This window comes from Maridesulfovibrio sp. (genome assembly GCF_963666665.1).
Lineage (GTDB): Bacteria > Desulfobacterota > Desulfovibrionia > Desulfovibrionales > Desulfovibrionaceae > Maridesulfovibrio.
Map to the genome: position 1 here is coordinate 3,824,149 of NZ_OY762999.1, position 22,333 is coordinate 3,846,481.

Below are 22,333 nucleotides of genomic sequence, written 5' to 3' on the forward strand. Positions count from 1 at the left end.
CGGTTTTACCACAAACCGGGGGCTTTACTTTGCTTGAGTGGAGGAGGTTGTTTATTACTCAAGCATAGTTCTGCTGATGATTTCGTCCTGAACTTCTTTGCAGAGCTCGACAAAGAAAGCGCAGTATCCAGCCACGCGAACAATGAGGCCGCGATAATCATCAGGGTTCTGCTGGGCTTTGAGCAGGGTATCGTTATCAACGTAATTGAACTGCATCTGGCCGTTGCCGAGCACGGAGGCAGTGCGCAGCAAAGCGATGAGTCCGTTTTCACCTTCCGGTGAATCGAGGGAACCGGGCATGAGTTTGAAGTTATGGGCCATTCCAAGGCTCATGGATTCCACATTGAGTTTGCCCACGGATTTAATCACAGAGGTAGGGCCTTTTGTATCGGCTCCCTGAGTAGGACTCATGCCGTCGGAGAGGGGCATTCCGCTCATGCGTCCGTCAGGGGTGGCCCCGATCATTTCTCCCAGCGGGGTGTTGAATGACTGGGAGAGGGTTCCGTGGATCATGCGGGCGTATAATGATTTGTGACCGTTCATGGTCTTTTCGGTGTAGTCGATGATGTCGGAGGTAATCAGGTCGACGTAGTCATCATCATTACCGAACTTGGGAGCAGCGAGGCAGTCTCTTTGCATTTCCTCGTACCCTTCCCAGTTGGAGTCAAGAGCGTGCTTCAACTGGGCGAGGGTGTACTTCTTGTCATCGAAGATCAGCTTCTTAATGGCAGCCATGGAATCGGCGTAGGTGTTCAGTCCGGCAAAGATGGTTCCCGGACCTTCGTACAGGCAGGCTCCACCGGCGGTGACGTCCTTACCGCTCTGCATGCAGCCGTCCACAAAAAGGGACATGTACGGGGTGGGGGCCAGATCCCGGACCAGCTTCTGGTTAATAAGCGTTCCCTGCGCGGTGATTTCCATGATGTAATCGAGCTGCTTTTTGACTGCGGCATCGAATTCTTCATAGCTGTTGAACTGTTCAAGGGAGCCTGTGTCGAGTCCTTGTCTATTCTCACCGTAGGATTTGAGAACACCACGGTTAAATACAAACTCAATGGCGATGGGCCACTGGGTGAATCCCCCTGCGGTCCATTGGTGGATGCGGCCTGATTTCTGAGGTTCAACACAACCCATGAGGCAGTAATCGCGGGCATCTTCGAAATCGAAGCCTTTATGGAGCATCATTTTGATGTGGGCATCGTCAAAATGGCAGGCGGGCATGCCGATGCCGGATTTAACAACTTCCACAATTTTCTGCAGATATTCACGGGGTGACTGGTTATGGATGCGGCAGGCCAGCGAAGGCTGGTAAACACCGACTTTGGCTACGGCATCCATGATCAGGTAGGTCAGATCATTGGTGCCGTCGCCGCCTTCGCGTTTGATACCACCAACACACATGTTGATGAAGGGCATGTATCCGGCGAAGTATTTTGCGGTCCCTTCCGGTGTGTACCAGATCATTTCGGAACATTTGAGTATGAAGCAACTCATCAGTTCAAAGGCTTGCTGCTTATCCAGTTCACCGGATTTGATGCTGGCTTCGTAGCAGGGCAGCAGATACTGGTCAAAACGGCCAAGGGAGGTACTGCACTGGTTCTCTTCCAGCAGGAACAGGGATTGAATAGTCCATACAGCCTGCAGGGCTTCATGGAAAGTCTTGGGCGGATTGGCCGGAACTCGTTCGTTGATCTCGGCTATGAGTTCCAGTTCAACTTTGCGTACCGGATGTTCTTCTTTTGCAGCCAGTTCTTTTGCGTAATCCGCAACACGCTTGGCGTAGAGCAGGATTCCTTCACAGGTAATGATGGAAGCTCTGTAGAAATTGATCCGTTCCTGATCTGCATCTGCAGATTTTTCAAGTTCGGCAAGATGTTCTTCTGCTTCTGTTTTTACGCCGTTTATGCCTTTTTTAAATAGGATGATGTCATAGCCGGGGCTGGTGTCACCACCGCCGCTGGAAATGTGGTAGGTCAGGTCGCTGACGCAGGATTCAGCACCGAATTCCCAGATTCCGGCTTTACGGAACTCTGCTTCGCAGGCTTCGGCAATGGATTTACCCTTCCAGAAGGGGAAGATTTCCTCCTGCAAAAGTTTCTTGTCTTCATCGTTTATCTGGTAGGGGTCCTGAGAGCGTGTTCCGATGGTATCCAGTTCGTTGCTGATCAACTGCCAGTCGGTATCTGGGGAAAAAGATCCGGTGCGCGGTTTGCCGCAAGGATGACCGACAATGAGTTCGCCTTCCTGAATGTACATGGGCGCGATTTCACAGGCACGTTTGAACCCCATAGCTCTACGAATGGTGACAGGCAGCTCGGGATTGTCGCGGGTAACCTCAGTAAAAGCCTGAGCGCGGACAATTGAAATGCTGGGTTTAACCTTAAGGTATTCAGCTTTAAGTTTATTAATCCTGTCAGTAATAAAATTCTCTGTGTAATCTGTCTTCATTGTAGAACCCCATTCCCGTAGAAAACATTATCAACAGCAGAAGCATAAAGCGTAACGCAATTTCTCCTGATCCCTTCCTATTGTCTGCGTTTATAAAAAAATTAGAACAGGGCAAACCCCCTCCAGCTAAGGGGAACGTTAAAATTTTTGCATAAAAAAGACGAAGCAGAAATGATCCTGCTTCGTCTTTAAGATTTTTAAAAAATTTTTAAGGGAGTCAGTACAAAATTAAACCCTTAAAAGTTTCTTTGGCCCTCGGATAGCCGCTGGAGGCAATTAAACTCCCAGTTTTTCCGCGATAGTCTTAGCCGCGCGGCGACCTGCGCCCATGGCTGAGATTACTGTTGCGGACCCGCCTGCGATATCACCGCCAGCGTATACATTAGGAATAGAGGTCTCGCCTGTTTCGGCGTTGGTTACGATGTAGCCCCATTTGTTGAGCTCAAGGCCGGGGGTAGCTTCGAGCAGTACCGGGTTGGCTCCGGTTCCTACTGCGAGGACAACCATGTCGACTTCAAGCTCCTTGGTTTTTCCTTCTACAGCAACGGGACGGCGGCGGCCGGAATCATCTGGTTCGCCAAGTTCCATCACCTGCAGGGTCATGGACTTAACATGTGAGTTTTCGTCACCGTTGATGGCAATGGGGGAAGTCAGCAGCTCAAGCTGTACGCCTTCTTCAATGGCATGATGCAATTCTTCGAGGCGGGCAGGCATTTCTTCCTGAGTACGGCGATAGGTGATGTACACGTTTTCAGCGCCGAGACGCAGGGCGGTGCGGGCAGCATCCATAGCCACGTTACCGCCGCCGATTACAGCCACGTTGCGGGCTTTGGGAGCGGGGGTGTCGTGGTTGGGGAAGTCGTAGGCACGACCGAGGTTGATGCGGGTCAGGTATTCGTTGGCGGAGTATACGCCGACAAGGTTTTCACCGGGAATGTTCAGGAACCACGGGAGTCCTGCACCAACGCCGATGAAGACAGCATCAAAACCGTCTTCGAAGAGATCGTCCACGGTTACGGTCTTACCGCCCACGTAGTTGGGCTGAAAGGTAACGCCTTTGGACCAGAGCGCACCCACTTCACGGGCAACGATGGATTTGGGCAGACGAAATTCAGGAATACCGTAAATCAGTACACCGCCGACTTCGTGCAGGGCTTCGTATACTGTTACAGGAACTCCGCGTGCGGCAAGGTATCCGGCTACGGTCAGGCTGGAAGGCCCGGAGCCGATGCAGGCGACCTTGAACTGGTCGTTGGGCAGGGCGCAAGCGGTGTGTCCGGTGATCATTTCACATGCGGAATCACTGTCGAAGGTGTCGGCAACAAAACGCTCAAGGCGTCCGATGGCAACAGGTTCGTACTTCTTGCCGAGGATACAGGAGCCTTCACACTGGGATTCCTGCGGACATACACGTCCACAGACAGCAGGCAGGGCGTTGGTTTCCTTGATAACGCGGTACGCGGAAGGAATGTCGCCGTCAGCCAGATGCTTGATGAATCCCCTGATGTCGATTTCAACAGGGCAGCCTTTCTGGCAGAGGGGTTTCTTACACTGCAGGCAGCGGGCAGCTTCAGCCATGGCTTCTTCTTTGGAGTAACCGAGGGCTACTTCGCTGAAGTTCTTGTTGCGGACATCAGCCGGCTGTTCCGGCATGGGGGTACGGGTAGGGGTAAAGTTCTGTTTATTCACCATGGCAGCTACAACTCCTGAACATTTGCATTGAAAGGTCTTCCTGCTCCTTATACTGGTTAAGGCGCATTCTCAGTTCATTGAAATCAACTTCATGACCGTCGAATTCAGGGCCGTCCACGCAGGCGAATTTGGTTTCTCCGCCAACACTGCAACGGCAGGCTCCGCACATACCCACGCCGTCAACCATGATTGAGTTCAGGCTGACTGTGGTTTTAACGCCGAAAGGTTCGGTTACTTTGGCAACCGCTTCCATCATGGGCACGGGGCCGATGGCAACGACTTCTGAAACATCCTTGTCCTGTTCAAGGCGTTCGCGCAGGAGGTCGGTGACAAATCCTTTGTGGCCGCTGGAACCGTCATCTGTGGCGATGAGCAGTTCTGGGCAGAAGAAGCCCAGCTCGGTACAGAAAAGGAGCATGTTCTTGCTGCGGGCGCCAACAATGGCGACAACATGGTTTCCGGCAAGGTGATGTCCTTTGGCGATGTGGTGCATGGCCGCGATTCCGGTACCACCGCCCACACAGATGACAGTTCCGGATTTTTCAATATGGGTGGGTTTACCCAAGGGACCGCAAACATCTAGGATGGTGTCCCCTTCATTTAATGATTCAAGCAGGGCTGAACTTTTGCCGACTACGAGATATACGATAGTGATGGTGCCGGCTTCTTTGTCAGTGTCAGCAATGGTCAGCGGAATGCGCTCACCTTTTTCATGGATGCGTAGAATTACAAAATTTCCCGGTTTAGCCTTTTTGGCAATTTGAGGACAGTCAAGGACCAGCATGGATGTCTGGCCTGGGATAAGTGCTTTTTTAGTCAGAATTTTGTTGCTCATAATCTCCTACACTGCTTAAGTTTCAGGGGAAGTTAAGGTTTTCCCCACCGGATTGCAAGTTTCAGACTGATTATAAGGTCTTGGCTTTTCCCTTTCTGTGAAAAAACTGAAATATGCGCTTCCCTCGCTAAGTTTTTTTCAGTCTTTCAAATTTTTTCCCGCTTTTGCCGGCCAAAGCCTTACCATCAGTTTGATTACATGGTTCGCCCTCTTGCCAATTCTGCACTGAAGTATTATATCTTAATACAACTTAGCAGAAGTTTATTTTCATCAGCTTCCACGGACGGAAGCCGGAAATACCGCGTATCCTTCATGGATGATTGCGAAAAATCGCAGATACGGCGGATTGCCATCAATGGCAGTCGGCCTTTTTTTGTGTACGCGGAACGGTTTTTTCTGGTGGAGTGAGTAGTGAGAATAGCAGCGCAGGGCATCAGCCAATATGCTGATAATGCGAAAAAGTGGTCCAGAGACACCGCAGCCGAAGTTGAAAAGGTGAAGGCACGCGTGGTTACGCGTAAATTCGGCTTTAATATCGGCAAGCTCGGTATTAACTTCACTGCAAAGGACCTCGAATTTGAACCGGACGAAGCTGCAAAGGCTTCGCGCGAATTCAGATCAAAAACCTATCCCCGTACTCAAAGCGAAGAGCAGCACGTACAGAATGTGTATCAGCAGCTCGCTCTTACTCAAACGGCTTTTTCTGAGGATTCCGCCATGTTCAATCCCGGGAGCACCGGTTACATGAGGACCAGGGCAATCAATGCCTATTCCCGACAGTCCGGCGCTCTTGAATATACGCTTCCGGGCAGCGCTCTCGGCAAAGTCTGATTCCAGTAGTATTCATAGTCCACAGTCTTAAGCCGTTTTCTTGCACGGTGCAATCTCCCATTCCCTTTAACCCTGAGAAATAACTAACACCTGACTGTGAAATGCAATGCAGTAGCAGTATCAATTTTTATAGACCTGATTTTTTCTTTAATATAAATTGATGGGTCAATCAATTGATTTTGTGAAAATTTCGCAACATTTCTTTATGAATGTAATAAAGTTATCGGGTTAATACTGCTTTCTATCCAAAGGCGAGCAGTTATTGCTTGCCGCAGCCTCAATTACATATTAGACAGCGGCTCACAAATACCGTAATAAGGAATCCCCTTTCCCTTGCTCGAAACCGGGACGGGGAAATTTAAAGAAGATAACATAAGGCGACGACCCTTGGAGGCCGCCGACTTTTTTCATATGGCCAAATTAGATAAAATAAGAAATTTCAGTATCATCGCGCATATTGACCACGGCAAGTCCACTCTGGCGGACCGTATCCTTGAACTCACCGGAATGGTTTCCGAACGTGAGAAGAAAGACCAGTACCTTGATAAAATGGAACTGGAACAGGAACGCGGAATCACCATTAAGGCCCAGACTGTACGCATTCCGTACAAGGCCAAGGACGGCGAAGAGTATATCCTCAACCTGATCGATACTCCCGGACACGTGGACTTCAGTTATGAGGTTTCCCGAAGCCTTGCCGCGTCCGAAGGCGCGCTGCTGGTGGTCGACTCCACACAGGGTGTGGAAGCGCAGACCCTCGCAAACGTATTTCTGGCACTGGACCACGACCTTGAAATCGTGCCCGTGCTTAACAAGGTGGACCTGCCCAGTTCCGATTGTGAACGTGTTGCGCAGGAAATCGAGGAAGTCATCGGACTGGATTGTTCCGAGCCGCTCATGATCAGTGCCAAAACCGGCCTGAACGTGGAGGCTGTTCTTGAGTCCATCGTTAAGGATCTTCCCGCACCGAAAGGAGATCCTGATGGTCCGCTCAAGGCCCTGATTTTCGACTCCTGGTATGATTCCTATCAGGGAGTTGTTGTTCTGTTCAGGATTCTGGACGGTACCATTAAGAAGGGCGACAAGATTCAGATTCACTCCACCGGACGCACTTTCGATGTGACCACCCTTGGTGTTTATACCCCTGAACCGCAGAAGGCCAAAGAACTGTCTGCCGGTGAGGTAGGTTTCCTCTGCGCCAGCATGAAGGAACTTAATGATGCGCCCGTGGGTGATACCATTACCCTCGCTGCCAATCCGGTTAAAGATCCTTTTCCCGGTTTTCAGGAAGTTAAGCCCATGGTTTTCTGCGGACTCTATCCGGTGGAACCCGCCGAGTATGAGCCTCTCAAGGCCGCGCTGGAAAAATTGCAGCTCAACGACACCGCGTTCTCCTTTGAACCGGAAACATCTACAGCCCTTGGCTTCGGTTTCCGCTGCGGTTTTCTCGGTCTGCTGCATATGGAAATTATTCAGGAACGTCTGGAACGTGAGTTTCAGGCCAAGCTTATCGCTACTGCTCCTTCCGTTGTCTATCAGGCAAGGTTGAACAATGGTGACGTGCTTGAAATTGATAACCCCAGTAAGATGCCCGATGCTGGAGAGCTTGAATCTCTGGCTGAACCTTTCTGTCGCCTTGAAATTCACGTGCCTAACGATTATGTTGGCGCGGTACTCAAGCTCTGTGAGGAGAAACGCGGACTCCAGAAGGATATGCGTTACCTGACATCTTCAAGGGTTATCATTACTTATGAAGTTCCCTTCGCGGAAATCATGTACGATTTCTTTGATAAGCTTAAGTCGCACACCAAGGGCTATGCTTCCCTTGATTATGAAATTATTGATTACCGTGAATCGAATCTTGTAAAGCTCGACATCCTCATCAACACTGATCCGGTGGATGCCTTCTCAGCTATTGTCCATAAGGATTCTGCATATCCTTTCGGACGTTCACTTGCCCTTAAGCTGAAAAGAGCAATCCCGCGTCAGATGTTTGAAATTGTTATTCAGGCCGCGATCGGTCGCAAGATCATCGCCAAAGAACGAGTGGCCCCGTTCAGGAAAAACGTTACCGCCAAGTGTTACGGCGGGGACATTACCCGTAAGCGCAAGCTTCTGGAAAAACAGAAGGAAGGTAAGAAGCGCATGAAGAAGATGGGTAACGTCGAGATCCCGCAGGAAGCTTTTATGGCCGTTCTCAAGGCCGGCGAAGATTAAACGACCCGCCCTGCGTTAAGCGCAGGAAACTATAAGGATATTAATTATGAATCCCAGATGGCAGAGCACTGTGAAGGAATATATTGAAGCTCTTTTTATAGCACTCATATTGGCTCTCTTTATCCGAACTTTTATTGTGCAGGCCTTCAAGATTCCGTCCGGTTCCATGTTGCAGACCCTCCAGATCGGAGACCACCTGCTGGTAAGCAAATTTTCCTACGGCGTGAAAGTTCCCTTTACCGGGAAGGTTGTTGTGCCGGTGGGCGATCCCGAGTATCAGGACATCATTGTCTTCAAATACCCCGGGGACCCCAGCAAGGATTACATTAAAAGGGTTATCGGCGTACCCGGTGATACTGTGGAGATCAAGAACAAGAAGGTCTTCGTAAACGGCAAGGAGCTTGTTGAGCCTTACGTGCAGTACACCGATACCACCCACGTTTCAACACTGCGCGACAATATGCCGCCCCGGGTAATTCCCGAAAACGAATACTTCGTAATGGGCGACAACCGCGATGGATCCAACGATTCCAGATTCTGGGGCAATGTTCCCAGAGAGAACATCTTAGGAAAGGCGTGGATTATCTACTGGTCTTGGGGCGGTCCCAAGACCGTTCGCTGGGATCGCATAGGTGACATCCTGCACTAAGCGCACACAGTTGAAATCTGGATACATGAAAGCCCCGGTACGTTTGTACCGGGGCTTTAGTTTTTTGGACAATTTTCTTGCTATTAATTAAGTAAAAAATGAAATGGACTACATTATAGTTAGAGTAATTATGTGAGCTGTGGTAGATTTTAGTCCGGAGGATTTATGTTTTCTGTCCCTCGATTCCTATTTTCAGCCATCTGCGGCGCAGTTATTCTGTGTCTGCTCTCCGCTGCCCAGAAGTCTTTGATGGGCTGGCCCTTAGCTCCGTTGGCCTTCGTTGTTCCATTTGTTTTCGGGATGATGACGGGGGCTGTGTTCTATTCCTATACGTTGTTTAGCCGTAAGCAGAGGAAAACAGAGGAACTTTTGGCTGCACGGGAAACACAATTGGAAACAGTGCTGGCAGCCGCGCCCATAGGTATCGGAGTGGTTGTGGACCGTGTCTTTCAGGAAGTGAATGACTTCTTTTGCGAAATGACAGGATATTCCAGAGAGGAATTGGTCGGGAAATCCTCACGGGTTGTTTATCCCAGCGAAGATGATTTTGATGGCGTCAGTAAATATAAATATGCCCAGATAAGAGAGAAAGGAACCGGTTCGGTCGAGACTAGATTCCAACGTAAAGACGGTAAAATTATACATGTCATTCTGAGCTCAAAGCCTTTGGACTGCAATGACTGGTCAAAAGGAGTTTCTTTTACTGCACTGAACATTACCAAAAGGAAAGAAGCAGAAAATTTACTTTCCAGACGTATCGTCTTTGAGAATCTGGTCAGTAAGGTTGCCTCGGATTTTCTTAATTTGTCTGTCGGGGATATAGATAAAGGCCTTACAGAGGCTTTAAAAAAAATATGCCTATTTGCCGAGGTGGGCAGGGCATATATCTTCCTTATGCGGGGCAACAGTTCAGTTTGCGACAATACCCACGAATGGTGCGCAGAAAATATAGAACCCCAAATTCAGGAATTACAGAATTTAGATTTAAGGGAGTTCGGTTCCCTGCTTTGGGAAACCCTTTGTAAAAGGGAATCATATTACATTCCAGATGTGTCAGCATTGCCTGATGATTTGCCGGACAAAGAAATTCTTCAAGTACAGGATATATGGTCTGTGCTTATTGAACCAATGTATTTTAACGATCAGCTTGTCGGCTTTGTCGGTTTTGATTCTGTGCTTGAGCACCGGAAATGGTCCGAAGAGGATATTGATATCCTGTCCTTGTTCAGTAAGAACGTAGCCTTGGTTCTGGAACGTAAAAAAGCAGACGAAAGACTCATTGCAGCGAAGTTGGAAGCTGAGGCAGCTAATATTGCAAAGTCGGAATTTCTGGCGAATATGTCCCATGAGATCCGGACTCCTTTAAACGGGGTTATGGGCATGCTGCAATTGATGCTAATGGGCGGAATGAATCAGAGGCAGGAAGAGCATTGTGGGTTTGCAATGGAGTCCTGTAAGCGGTTGAACAAACTTTTAGGCGATATCCTCGATATTACAAGAATTGAATCCGGGCATCTGCAAATAGTTAATGCAGAATTTGATCTTTCGAATGTTTTGAATTCCATTCATGCACTTTTTAAGCCTGCTGCCATTCAAAAGAATATTGAGCTGCGAGTTGATATTGCGGAGAATATTCCTGCAGCAATAATTGGCGATAGCAATCGGTTGCACCAGATTTTTAATAATTTGATCGGCAATGCTTTGAAATTCACTGATTCCGGTTCAGTTTTAGTGGAAGCATATCTTTTGGATAGCCGGAAGAATGGCAACCATTTGATTTTATTTTCTGTGACTGATTCAGGGATTGGGATCGAAGACAGTATGCTGGATTCAATTTTTAATTCATTTACACAGGTAGAAAACAGCAGAACCCGTAATTATGAAGGTGCGGGGTTAGGGCTTGCCATTGTAAAGCAGCTGTTAGAATTGATGGGTGGAAATCTTTCCATAAGCAGTGAGATTAATGTCGGGACCTCGGTTTATTTCACGCTGGAATTCGAGCCTGTTAGAGGGTCTTTCAGGGCTGATGAAGGTGCCCGCATTTTTGCTAAGAGTTCCATCAGGGAATTTGAGGTCCTTGTTGCTGAGGATGAAAGGGTTAACCAGCTTACGCTTAAGAGTTTTCTGGAGCAATATGGCTGTAATGTTGCAGTTGCAAGTGACGGGTATGAGGTTATGGAGATTCTGGGCGCTGGAGAAATGAAGTTTGATTTGATTTTCATGGATATCCAGATGCCAAAAATGGGCGGGCTTGAGGCTGCTCACCGGATTCGCGGTGGAGAGGGGGGAGAAACAGCTAAAGATGTTCCGATCATAGCATGTACCGCATACGCCATGACGGGAGACAAAGAAGAGTTTCTTGCTTCCGGAATCAATGACTATCTGGCCAAGCCCACACAGATTGGTGATGTTGAAAAGATACTGATCAAGTATTCGAGATAGAGAGAAGTTGTTTTTATCCGACTTACATTGACTACCTTTTCTGCTCTGGTATTATTTAAGTTAATAAATAATCCAGCACCGCAGGAGGGCGGCAATATGAAATTATTCACTTATAGGAAGTCTCTTCTTGCCTTGTGCCTTACAGTAATGGGGGTGCTAATTGCCGGCGGGGTGAATGTATTTGCTTCCGCAGCAACAGATTCAGATAAATGGTGGGAGTCTATTACTCCGGAAGGCAAGCTTTTAATTATTGCGTTTGCTGTTGCCGGAATTGCTGTGGTGATCGTATATTTTTCTGTCTTGAAGCCCAAGATGCCCGGTGTCGGGAAGGCGGATTTTACCCTTAAGAGGTACGAAGAAGATCTGCGTGACAAAGTAGCTGAACTGAAGGTTGACCTGCAGTTGCTTTGTGATGTTGATTCTCCTGAATCCCGTAAAATATCCGCAGCCCTGAAAGAAGCTGAGCAGAGGTTGTTCTTTATTGAGTCTGGATATGCAGATTCCCTTAAAGCCATCTCCGGGCTTGCAGAGGAATTGGAAATTCTGCGTGGCTGGGTTTCTGAAACCGAGATTGAATCTGCCGAATCCATGCTCGCTTCCGGTGATAGCGCAGAGGCACGTTCTATCTGGACCAGAATTGCTGAAGAGTCCGGTGTGAAGCGGGATGCTTATGCCCGGCGCGAAGCTGATGCCTATTTTCATCTGGGATTGCTCGCTAAGAATGATCTTGATTATGATGGAGCCATGGATGCACTGATCAAGGGTATCGAGACCGGTAAGGCCGGCGTGGTTCATGTTTATGAAGCCGGTCAGCTTGCCTTGATCATTGAAGATTATTGGCAGGCAGAGGCTTTGTTCAAGCAGGGCTTGGGTATGGCCTGCGATACTCATGAGTGTACCCGGAATATTATCAGTAAATGCCAGACCGGGTTGGGTGATGTCTTCATGCACTCTAATAAATTTACCGAGGCCCTGCCGCTTTATGAATCAGCACTTGCCGCTGCGGTATCCATTTATGGCGAAGAGTCTATACCTGTTGCTGATGGTTGTACCCGCGTGGCCCAGTGCAAGAGGAAAAGCGGAGATCATGATGGAGCTGCCGAGCTATGCCGCAGGGCTTTTCGTATTTACTCCAATCTGTTGCCGGACGCTCATCCCAAGTTTATTACTGCCCGAAAGCGCTGCAAAGTTAATAAATAACTATGAAAGGTCGGCAACTTAGAGTAACGTGCTTATTATGTTGTACGCTGATTCTATTGCTTTGCTTAATTTGGAATTCAACTCTTCCTGTAACCTGCGTTGCCAGTGGTGTTCGTTGGATCATACTAAGGAACGAAAAGTCATGCCCCGTGCTGTGCTCGAAAAGGTAATGCAGGAACTGAGCTCGGGGGTATTCAAGAATCTGCGGCGCATCGACCTGCATAACGGTGGTGAAACCCTGCTGCATCCCGATCTGCCGGGGATGCTTTCCGTAATCCGTCGCTATCGGCCTTCCATTCCTTCGTCAGTAACCATCGGTCTTCTGACTAACGGCATGTTGCTGACTCCGAAAGTTTCCGAACAAATCTGCCGCAGCAGGGCGGTTACGCAGGTCCGCTTCAGCATTGACGGCGGTTCTCCAGCTGCATTTGAGTCAATTCGCAAAGGCGCAAAGTGGGACGTGGTCCGGCGAAATGTTCAGGCCTTCATGGACATTAACAGCCGTTCCAAGGATCCTGTGCAGACAGAGATAATCTGTATGATTCCGGCAGAAGGTCTTCCCGATGGCGGAATGGACCCGGAATTCGCCGCACTCCTGCACTTGGCGGATAAGGTCAGCGTGCGGAACCCGCACAATTGGGACGGCAGTATCGATCTCGGTGTTGATGACAGCGGCTACCGGGTAATTGCCGAGCAGCGTGTAGGCGAGGTTTGTTTCCTGTTGCAAAAGAATCTGGTGATCCTGCCTGAGGGTAAGGTGACAGTCTGCTGCAATGATCTTAACGAGCGCGGCGTATTTGGTTCCGTGCTGGATAACACCCTAGAAGAACTCGCCGCTCACCCCACCCGGTTGGAAATGATCCGGGCATTCAAGGAAGGGTGTAAGGATGAGATTGAGCTGTGTAAGGGGTGTACTGGATTTTATGCCCCTAAACCTAGAGTAAAATAATGTTACCTGAGTATCCATATATAACTAGATTTGCTGCAATATCAGGCGGACACGGCGGTAATAGACGGACAAGGCAGATAGCTGAACTCTTGGTTGGGATCGGAGTGGAACTTGTCGACCTTTCCCTTTATAAAAGAGCGATGAAGAGGCCGTTGACATCAGAGCTGTTCTCTCCAGATCAGGATTTTGATTCACTTTATGGCTTCAATCAACACATTCTTTCGCAGTTAGATTTGGATCAGAACCTATCTGAAGCCGTTATGGAGGCCGGTATCAAAGGCGCTGTTGTTGATGATCCTGTTTTTTTTCCGAAAACAATGCGGGTTCTTGCAGATAGGAATATCCCAGTCGTATCAGTCATCCATAATATCGAATCTTTTTTGCCCCGTACCCTGCAGGTAAAACCGCAATGGAAGTTGTTGCAGGAAGAAATTTGTGTTGTTTCAAAATCTTCCTTATGCGTGACCATAGCCCGCGAGGATGCTTGGTTTCTTCGAAATAATGGTGTTGAATGTTATAATTATCCATATTTTCCATCTGAGGATAGCGAAGCTATGTTGGCGAAAGTCCGTATCGCCCGTCGTAAGTCTAAGAAAAAATTTTGTCTTTGTATGGGGACAGCTTACAATCCACCGACATTATTTGGAATGAAAACGTTAATTAATAACTGGCCTGAGATAACTGGAGAAAATATTCCTCTTATCGTGGCCGGATACGGTGTGGACCAGTTCTTTGGCCGGGAAAATGTGCCTGAGATGGTTAATGTTGCAGGCGGAGTAAGTGATGCCGTACTGGGGGATATTTTGACAGAATGCGGTGCTTGCGTATTGCATCAGGATGTCGGTGCAGGAGCATTAACGAAGATTCCCGAATTGTTGCGGGCTGGAATCCCTGTCGTGGCCAGTCAACACGCAGCCAGAAGCTATGGGGCGTTTGACGGGGTATATGAATATCAGGATATGAAGGAAATTCCGAAATTATTAATGCGGGCAATGCAGAGAGATTGTGCTCCTGCTTCACTGCCGAAGGTAGATGGTAAGCAGCTTTTGGCTCATGTACACAGAGTATTTAAATCCAGACATCATTCTGAGCAGTAAGTTCCCCGCCATCAGCATTGCCTGTATTCACAACTCCGCGCGGTTCGATGAGCATGACCTTGCATTCTTCTGCTGCAACGGGCTTATGCTCAATCCCTTTGGGGATAACGTACATTTCACCTGCATTCAGAGTAATTTTCCCGTCCCGGAAGAGGATGTCCATTTCTCCTTCGATGACCATGAAGGTCTCATCTGTGTCTTCGTGGGCGTGCCAGACAAATTCTCCTTTCAGCTTGACCAGCTTGAACTGGTAGTCGTTCATTTCCGCTATTACGCGCGGGGACCAATGTTCTTGGAATTTCGAAAGTTTGTCCTTGAAATTGACGGCCTGATACTTCATGGTGTCTCTCCCTATTTTGAGCGATATTTTTGAATTTTCTTGATGGTATACGGCTTCAGTTTGTTTAGCCAGTGTGAAATTTAAAGTCCTATTTGAACCCGGTCCCATTTCCAGTTATACCTTGAATATAAAATTTCCTTCATCCAACGGAGAGAGCGTATGAAGTCTTTTAACGATCAGTCCTTAAAAGAACAACTTGCTGAAATTGAAGCTGAAAAAAGGAAATATACCCACGGTGGTAATTTGCGCCAATTGGCGGACAGGGCCGGGTGTCCTTCCTCTGCTATTGTGGATTTTTCTGCCAATATCAATCCGCTGGGACCTCCTGCATGGTTGCAGCAGGAAGTGAGCAGGGCTCTTGCCGAAGTGGATCGTTATCCTGACCCGGAATGTTCGGAACTTACCCTTGCCGCCTGTGAAAAGTTTTCGGTCTGGCCCACGGAGTGCGTGGCCGGGAACGGTGCTTCAGAGTTGATTGCGGCAATTGCACGGGTGGGTGGATTCAAGCGGGCAGTTATCCCGGTTCCCTGTTATGTTGATTATGAGCGTTCCTGTAAGCTTGGCGGGCTGAAAACTGAGCATATTCCGCTTGATCCGCAAAATGCTTTTGCACCTGATTTTGAGACTCTTTCGTCTTTTCTTGCTGCTTCTCCGGCATTGGTTTTTCTGGCTCAACCTAACAATCCTACCGGTACAGCCTTTGATCCCGAAGAACTCAAGGCACTGGCCCGCAAGCATCCTGAATCCCGGTTTGTGATTGATGAATCCTTTGCCGATTTTGTGCCGGGACTGCAGCGGCTGGCCGGGCAACGCCCGCCCAACGTAATTACCGTTGTTTCCATGACCAAATTTTATGCTATCCCCGGCTTGCGGCTGGGGCTGGCATTTGCTTCGCCTGAGATCATCATGGAGATCAAGAATGTGCTGCCCTGCTGGTCTGTGAATATTCTGGCTCAGAAGGTCGGTCTGCGTTGCCTGCGCGATGAGGAATACGAGCGCAAAACAATTGAGACTACGGCCCGCTTGCGTGAAGAGTTGGCGCAGGAAATTCTGGAGGTTCCCGGTATCAGGGCTTTGCCTTCGCAAGCGAATTTCATGCTTTGTCAGGTTCAGCGGGTGGGCATGGATGCTTCCGGGCTCATTGAGCACCTGATCAAGAATCGTGTAGCTGTACGCCATTGCGATAACTTTGACGGATTGGATTCCACTTATTTCCGCATTGCCGTGCGTACAGAAGAAGAAAACCGGATCCTCCTAGATGGATTGCGTTCTTTCTCCGGTATGGAAGTTGCCGCTCCCAAACCTAAAAAGACCCCGGCCCTCATGATTCAGGGCACCTGCTCCAATGCCGGTAAATCAATTCTTGCTGCGGCCTTCTGCCGCATCTTCTTACAGGATGGCTTTAAAGTCGCTCCGTTTAAAGCCCAGAATATGTCACTCAATTCTTTTGTTACTGATGACGGTCTGGAAATGGGCAGGGCGCAGGTTACTCAGGCCGCGGCCTGTAAGATGTCGCCGGATGTACGCATGAATCCGGTCCTCCTAAAACCGGGGAGTGACATAGGTTCGCAGGTTATTGTTATGGGTAAGCCCGTGGGCAATATGAAGGTTCAGAAGTACGTGGAGTACAAGCCCACCGCTTTTGAGGCGGTAAAGGATGCTTACGATTCCCTGAGCAGCGATGTTGACGTGATGGTTATTGAAGGTGCGGGAAGTCCTGCGGAGATTAACCTTAAGCAGCACGATATCGTAAACATGGCCATGGCTGATTATGCCGAAGCCAAGGTAATCATCACTGGGGATATTGACCGGGGCGGCGTATTCGCCTCCCTTGCCGGGACCATGGATTTACTGGAGCCGAAAGAAAGGGAGTTAGTCTGCGGATTTCTTCTCAATAAATTTCGCGGGGATGCTTCTCTTTTGACCCCGGCCCTTGATTTTACGCTCAGCCATACCGGAAAGCCCGTGCTTGGGACTATCCCGTATATAGTTAATCTCGGTTTGCCGGATGAGGATTCTGTCTCATTCAAGGAAGATTTGAAAAAATCAGGATCCGACAGCAAACGTAAAGACTGTGTTGATGTGGTCTGCATTGACCTGCCGCGTATTTCCAATTTTACGGATCTTGATTCACTCAAGGGTGAGCCGGATGTAAACCTGAGAGTTGTTGATACCCCTGATGACCTCGGAAACCCTGACGCGATAATTCTTCCGGGCAGCAAGTCTACTCTTTCCGACCTTGCCTATCTGCGTGAATCAGGGTTGGCAGAAGCAGTGAAAGGACTGCGTGATAAAGCTGTTATTGTAGGCATCTGTGGCGGTTTCCAGATGCTGGGTCAGTTCATAAGTGACCCGGATGAAATTGAATCGGGTGGTTCTGCTGAAGGATTGGGGATGTTGCCGTTGCAGACCACTCTTGCCCCGGAAAAGACCCTGACTCGAACCATAGGCATGCATTCCCAGAGCAAGCTGGAAGTTGTCGGTTATGAAATTCATCACGGTAAGACCGAGCCGTTGTTGCCCACAGTGCGGGCGGCCATTGTCCCGCAAGGCATTACCGGGGGAGTTCCGATTTCCAAGGTTTTGGGATTCGGCTCCAAGTCCGGTTTGATTTGGGGAACTTACCTGCACGGCATCTTTGATGCCGATGAATTCAGGCGCTGGTTTGTTGATTCACTTCGCGTCCGCAAAGGACTGCCCAAGCTGGGCAAGGTGCAGTCTGTTTTCAATATGGAAGAGGGGCTTGACCGTCTCGCTTCCGTGGTACGCGAGAATGTGGACATGAATGCAGTCTATACTGCCCTCGGTTTTAATATCTAGATGTTGTCTTGCTGCGATCCGTTAAAATAATGTATACTTCCGGTGAGAGAACTTGATTTTTTAGGGGGGCTCATGGGCAGGATTGAATGGAATGACAGCTTGAATATCGGGGTTAAGGAAATAGACGAGCAGCACCGAGGTTTGGTGCAGATGATAAATGAAATTCTTGAAGCCTTTGCAAAGGGTGAAACGGATACTGCGGTTGACCGGATGCTGGGGCAACTGCATGAATATACAGTCGTGCATTTCAATGCTGAAGAAAAATATATGGAAAAGATTGAATACCCCCATATTCAAGAGCATCGTAATTCCCATGCAAGGCTCAAGGGCTCTGTAAAATCTTTACGGGCTGCCCGTTTCCACTATGAAGAAGTTACCCCTGATGAGATAAAAGAGCTGCTGTCCGGTTGGCTGCTGGAGCACATCCTGCGAGAAGATTATAAAATTGTGAAGTTTATCAAGCAGGGCGGCGCAAAAGACTGGTCTGAAAATATTAAATAGTATCCCTATCTATATGATTTTAAATGTATGTTCTGCTACCCAGATAGTGAACTCCCTTTGTTATCTTGCCTTAAGCTGTTAAACCGGATATCTAAAAGCCGATTATTAATTAGATACCAATTTTTACCGCTGGAAGTTCAATGATTGCCAAAGTTTCCTGTGCCGCCCTTATGGGGATTGATGCCTTTAAAGTTGATCTGGAAGTTGATTTGACCCGGCAGGGCATGCCTGCATTCACCATGGTCGGTCTTGCCGAGGGAGCGGTTAAGGAAAGTAAGGAACGTGTCTTTTCAGCGCTGAAGAATTCCGGTTATCGCATTCCTCCATCACGCATTACCGTAAACCTTGCTCCTGCTGATATCCGCAAGGCCGGGTCAGCTTACGACCTTCCGCTGGCCGTCTCTCTGCTGGGTGCGGCAGGCGTGGTTGACCAGTCTGCCTTGGAAGGCTGGTTTCTTGCCGGGGAACTTTCACTTAGCGGCGGAGTCAAACCTGTGCACGGGGTTCTGCCTCTGGCTATTGAAGCAAGGCGCAAGGGTGCAAAGGGTTTGATCGTCAGTCCTGAGAACGTCAATGAAGCTGCTGTGGTGGAAGGACTTTCCGTATACGGAGTTCCTACACTTTCTCAATTGGTTAACTTCCTCATCGGTGAGGATAACCTTGAACCAGCAACGGTGGATACGGACCTGCTTTGGTCCGGGCGGCAGTCCTTCGGTATGGACTTTTCAGAAGTCAAAGGACAGGAGCACGCCAAGCGGGCTATTGAGATCGGGGCGGCGGGCAACCATAATCTGCTAAAATTGTATTCGCAATACCCAAAGATGTATCAGTCCCAACATGCCTAAATTATGAGTATTTACAAAACTATTTAAATGAAGATGGCTTTCAAAATACAGTAATTATCAATATTTTGCTGGTTAAGGAAAATTTAGATTATGAAAAAATTATCATTAGCTCCGATTCTACTACTCCTTCTCCTGATTCCGGCTATCTGCTTTGCTGGGACTTTGAACTCTAAACAGGGCAATAAATGGAACCAATCTTTCAACAAAGCAAAGAGAACTCTTGAACGGCAAGTTTATTTCGACCACCAAGAAACAATATACTGTGGTGCAGAATATACAGGTAATAAACGAGTTATTCATCCACAAGGTTTCAGTACATCCAAGTATTCTAAGAGAGCAAACAGAATTGAATGGGAACATGTCGTTCCAGCAGAGAACTTCGGACGCACTTTTACTGAATGGCGTGACGGTGATTCCAAATGTGTGGACAAAAGGGGTAAACCATTCAAGGGCCGTAAATGTGCTGAGAAAGTCAATACTGAATATCGGTACATGCAGAGTGACATGTACAATCTGTACCCGGCTATCGGTGCAGTTAATGCCATGCGCCAAAACTACAACTTCACCATGTTACCCGATGAAGAATCCGACTTTGGTTCCTGTTCTATGAAGATTGAAAACAGAAAAGCAGAACCGCCAGTGAATTCTCGTGGCAGGATCGCTAGAACCTACAAATACATGGAGTGGGCATACCCCGGATATAAGATGAGTAAGGCCCAGAGAAAACTAATGGATGCATGGGACAAGATGTACCCGACATCGAAGTGGGAATGTGTGCGAGCCAAGCGGATTCAGGATATTCAAGGTAATATGAATCCGTTTGTGGTGTGTGAGTAGCTTGTCGTTCACGAAACCGCATAGCGACCATTTGATTATTAATCACAAAAGTCATGATTTGGATCGTGGGCTCAAATCTCCTTCAATTTCATATTGTTAAATAATCATGAAAATTGAAGGTTATCCTGATTGGTTTGATTTGGTCACTGGGGTGGGCTGATTATCTTTCGATTTTTTTGGTGATTCTGTGGATCAGACGGTGGTGGGCTGGTGGAGTTTGGATTGTTAGGGTTGTTACTGGTGCTTCGATTCTTCGGTTGACCGAAGGTGACGGTGACGTATTCAAGCAATTAAACAAAAAAGAGAAAGCCGGAAATCCAACTTTCTCTCTTTGTATTATTTTTAGTAGAACTACACAGGCTTGACATCTATAGCAATATCACGCCCCTGTGCATTTTTAGATATTTTAAAACTTACAGTTTTTCCATGTAAATTATCAAAAGAATCAATTTTAGATGTTCTAGAATGGAAAAATAAATCTGTTGGGTAATAATCAATAAAACCATAATAGTATCCGTATCGATCGAAACCAACTTTAGCAACTCGTCCTTCAGTCCGTATATTTTCAGGAGGATGATTAACCATAGGCGCAGAGAAAAAACCAAGTAAGTGGTTTAAAAATTCTTTATTGTCTTTAATTCCATACTTACTATGTCCCATTGCAATCCATTTATTCTTAGCATCCCTAAAAAACTCCATCGACCTAATCATTAGAGTCTCATCACTCTCCATTACTTTAATAATTTTATTGCAATGTTTATCTATAGCCTTTTCATTATTGATATCAACATCACTATCATCAATTAACATTCTCATGACAAGTAAAATATGATGAATATAAGCTTTAAACTCTCCCCTAAGAACCCGTTCATTAATAATTTTATGTTCAAGAGTCAGCAGCATAATTGCTGCAACATAGTAAGGATGCTTTGATTGATTTTCTAAAAAAATTCTCCCACCAACTTCTTCTATAAGCTTTGATTCATGCTTGTACGATATATTGGGCATTTTTAAAAATACAGCAGTAAAAGACTGAATTAAAGACCTAAAATTTATTTTTTGATGTTGTTTAATATTCAAAGATGTTTGAAATTGCTTAGAGCGTCTTTCATAATAATATGATGTTTCGTTAAATTTCATTGCTTCGAAGTACGCTTCTAATTCTTTATGAAATGGCTTTGTTGTCTCAAAAGCCTCATTATAAACGATATTCTGTCTATTAGTACCACGCAAAATCTGGTTAGCAATCCCACTATTCTTAGTTGATATTATTTTTACAACAAGAGGCACACCAGAAATATTAAATCCTTCCTTATGTGCATAGTATAAAACATGGCTCGTCTGACATCCGTTTACAATTTGAGGATTAGTAATTTTTATAGTTCTATTTCGAGGTTTGAAATCATCACAGACAACAGTTAAGCCATTATTCAAAAGAATAAATTTAGCAGGTTCCTCTTTTATCGTTTTAACAATTTCTTTATTAATACTTGTTTCACCCTGAAAGTCTCTAACATTATCACTAAAGACAGTCTTTCTTAAACTACCATCACTATTTTTAAATACATTTATAAATTCATCTGCATAACATAAAATAATATTAGAATCATCTACATTTTCAACTTCGGTAAGTGACAGGCTTTCCAAAACGCCGATTGTAATATCTATATTATTTTCATTGTTATCACAGATAAGCTTGAGACCTTCACCATCGATTACTTCGATAGAAGCTTCACTATATGTTTTTAAATTCTGAATTTCACTATTGAATGTACGTGACAAACCCGCAATATGCGGCAAGTCCTTCTTCTTTTCAATACCAACAAAATAAGCTTTTACAGTTGGACTATCATTCCACTGCGGCATTAACTCATCTCTAAGAACATACTCTTTAAGTTCTAACAAATGCTTAATTTTATCATTACTAGGCAAATTATGTTCTTCAGAAAGAAAATCTTTTACACCAGACTGGAAATTATTAAACTCTCCCATGTCATAACGAGACTTAAGTTTTGATTGTATAAAAATAAAATCTATATCTATTTTATGAGATCTACCGCAAATAACATCTATATCTTCTTTACTCTTAACAATAATGCCATTGACTATTACGGCTACACCATCAATAGAAAGGTCATTATGCCCACCGGTAGACACAACTTCAAGAGTATCACTATTGCCCCAAAATGCATCTGGCTGTTGCTGATGTAAAATTTGATAATTAACAAACAATTCAAACGAGTCAGGGTCGCTCAAATTTTCATATTCATACTGGTTTTTAAATTTTGCTAGCTTTGCACGTATAATCGGTTCAAAATTCATAATAACCTCATAAAAAACACCTGAAAATTTTATCTTTAAATATAGAAAGAACCCGTATCAACAACAAAACAGATATAACATAGACACTTACTATCCTTTTGTAAACTCACACCCAAAATGAACGCACCACAATTTTTATATAGTAACAATCACAACATCACTCACCCACTCCGGTTGGCATCAAAGGTTGGCAGCAGCCCAAAAAAACCGCAAATAAACGCAGAAAAGGGTTAGCTCAAAAAATGAGTTAACCCTTTAATATTGTACTACTTTTGTACTAGATGGTGACCCCGGCAGGAATCGAACCT

General features: G+C 46.6%; 16 protein-coding genes. 11 read left to right on the plus strand and 5 right to left on the minus strand.

Annotation, left to right across the window (positions count from 1 at the left end):
- Positions 1-54: 54 nt before the first annotated feature.
- From cutC to ACKU40_RS17515, 3 genes are all read right to left on the minus strand, one after another.
- Positions 55-2,448: a choline trimethylamine-lyase gene (cutC, locus tag ACKU40_RS17505; protein WP_320174073.1), complete on the minus strand. Its 2,394-nt coding sequence runs from the start codon at positions 2,446-2,448 to the stop codon at positions 55-57.
- A 276-nt stretch (positions 2,449-2,724) separates the two neighbouring features.
- Positions 2,725-4,140 carry an NADPH-dependent glutamate synthase gene (gene gltA / locus ACKU40_RS17510; protein ID WP_320174074.1) on the minus strand — a complete coding sequence of 472 codons (1,416 nt, stop codon included), beginning with the start codon at positions 4,138-4,140 and terminating at the stop codon, positions 2,725-2,727.
- On the minus strand, positions 4,130-4,975 hold the full coding sequence (locus ACKU40_RS17515; RefSeq protein WP_320174075.1) for a sulfide/dihydroorotate dehydrogenase-like FAD/NAD-binding protein: 846 nt from the start codon (positions 4,973-4,975) through the stop codon (positions 4,130-4,132). The genes gltA and ACKU40_RS17515 overlap by 11 nt, the downstream gene beginning before the upstream one ends.
- A 411-nt stretch (positions 4,976-5,386) precedes the next feature.
- Here ACKU40_RS17515 and ACKU40_RS17520 point away from each other — a divergent pair, with 411 nt between their 5' ends.
- The 7 genes from ACKU40_RS17520 to ACKU40_RS17550 all read left to right on the plus strand — a co-directional run bounded on the left by ACKU40_RS17520 (position 5,387) and on the right by ACKU40_RS17550 (position 14,360).
- Entirely contained in the window at positions 5,387-5,806 is a 420-nt protein-coding gene (locus ACKU40_RS17520; RefSeq protein ID WP_320174076.1) for a hypothetical protein, read from the plus strand.
- Positions 5,807-6,217: 411 nt separating this feature from the next.
- A complete protein-coding gene (gene lepA, locus ACKU40_RS17525; RefSeq protein WP_320174077.1) occupies positions 6,218-8,023 on the plus strand; it encodes a translation elongation factor 4 in 1,806 nt (601 codons plus the stop codon).
- Positions 8,024-8,069: 46 nt separating this feature from the next.
- Positions 8,070-8,672: a signal peptidase I gene (gene lepB / locus ACKU40_RS17530; RefSeq protein WP_320174078.1), complete on the plus strand. Its 603-nt coding sequence runs from the start codon at positions 8,070-8,072 to the stop codon at positions 8,670-8,672.
- A gap of 165 nt (positions 8,673-8,837) precedes the next feature.
- The gene (locus tag ACKU40_RS17535; protein ID WP_320174079.1) at positions 8,838-11,114 is read left to right on the plus strand and encodes an ATP-binding protein; all 2,277 of its coding nucleotides are present in this window, start codon (positions 8,838-8,840) and stop codon (positions 11,112-11,114) included.
- Between the two features lie 96 nt (positions 11,115-11,210).
- Positions 11,211-12,314 carry a tetratricopeptide repeat protein gene (locus ACKU40_RS17540; RefSeq protein ID WP_320174080.1) on the plus strand — a complete coding sequence of 368 codons (1,104 nt, stop codon included), beginning with the start codon at positions 11,211-11,213 and terminating at the stop codon, positions 12,312-12,314.
- Positions 12,315-12,351: 37 nt separating this feature from the next.
- Positions 12,352-13,263 carry a radical SAM protein gene (locus ACKU40_RS17545; RefSeq protein ID WP_320174081.1) on the plus strand — a complete coding sequence of 304 codons (912 nt, stop codon included), beginning with the start codon at positions 12,352-12,354 and terminating at the stop codon, positions 13,261-13,263.
- Positions 13,263-14,360, plus strand: coding sequence for a hypothetical protein (locus ACKU40_RS17550; RefSeq protein ID WP_320174082.1), 1,098 nt, complete (start codon positions 13,263-13,265; stop codon positions 14,358-14,360). The genes ACKU40_RS17545 and ACKU40_RS17550 overlap by 1 nt, the downstream gene beginning before the upstream one ends.
- Here the strand turns inward: ACKU40_RS17550 and ACKU40_RS17555 are convergent.
- The gene (locus ACKU40_RS17555; protein ID WP_320174083.1) at positions 14,332-14,700 is read right to left on the minus strand and encodes a cupin domain-containing protein; all 369 of its coding nucleotides are present in this window, start codon (positions 14,698-14,700) and stop codon (positions 14,332-14,334) included. The genes ACKU40_RS17550 and ACKU40_RS17555 overlap by 29 nt on opposite strands.
- Before the next feature lie 159 nt (positions 14,701-14,859).
- Here ACKU40_RS17555 and ACKU40_RS17560 point away from each other — a divergent pair, with 159 nt between their 5' ends.
- From ACKU40_RS17560 to ACKU40_RS17575, 4 genes are all read left to right on the plus strand, one after another.
- Positions 14,860-17,520, plus strand: coding sequence for a cobyric acid synthase (locus ACKU40_RS17560; protein ID WP_320174084.1), 2,661 nt, complete (start codon positions 14,860-14,862; stop codon positions 17,518-17,520).
- Between the two features lie 72 nt (positions 17,521-17,592).
- Positions 17,593-18,021: a bacteriohemerythrin gene (locus ACKU40_RS17565; protein ID WP_320174085.1), complete on the plus strand. Its 429-nt coding sequence runs from the start codon at positions 17,593-17,595 to the stop codon at positions 18,019-18,021.
- Between the two features lie 140 nt (positions 18,022-18,161).
- Complete coding sequence (locus tag ACKU40_RS17570) at positions 18,162-18,866, plus strand: magnesium chelatase domain-containing protein (protein WP_320174086.1); 705 nt, start codon at positions 18,162-18,164, stop codon at positions 18,864-18,866.
- 90 nt (positions 18,867-18,956) lie between these two features.
- Positions 18,957-19,703, plus strand: a complete 747-nt coding sequence (locus tag ACKU40_RS17575; RefSeq protein ID WP_320174087.1) for an endonuclease — start codon at positions 18,957-18,959, stop codon at positions 19,701-19,703.
- 351 nt (positions 19,704-20,054) lie between these two features.
- Here the strand turns inward: ACKU40_RS17575 and ACKU40_RS17580 are convergent, their stop codons facing one another.
- Positions 20,055-22,025, minus strand: a complete 1,971-nt coding sequence (locus tag ACKU40_RS17580) for an AIPR family protein (protein ID WP_320174088.1) — start codon at positions 22,023-22,025, stop codon at positions 20,055-20,057.
- Positions 22,026-22,333 lie beyond the last annotated feature (308 nt).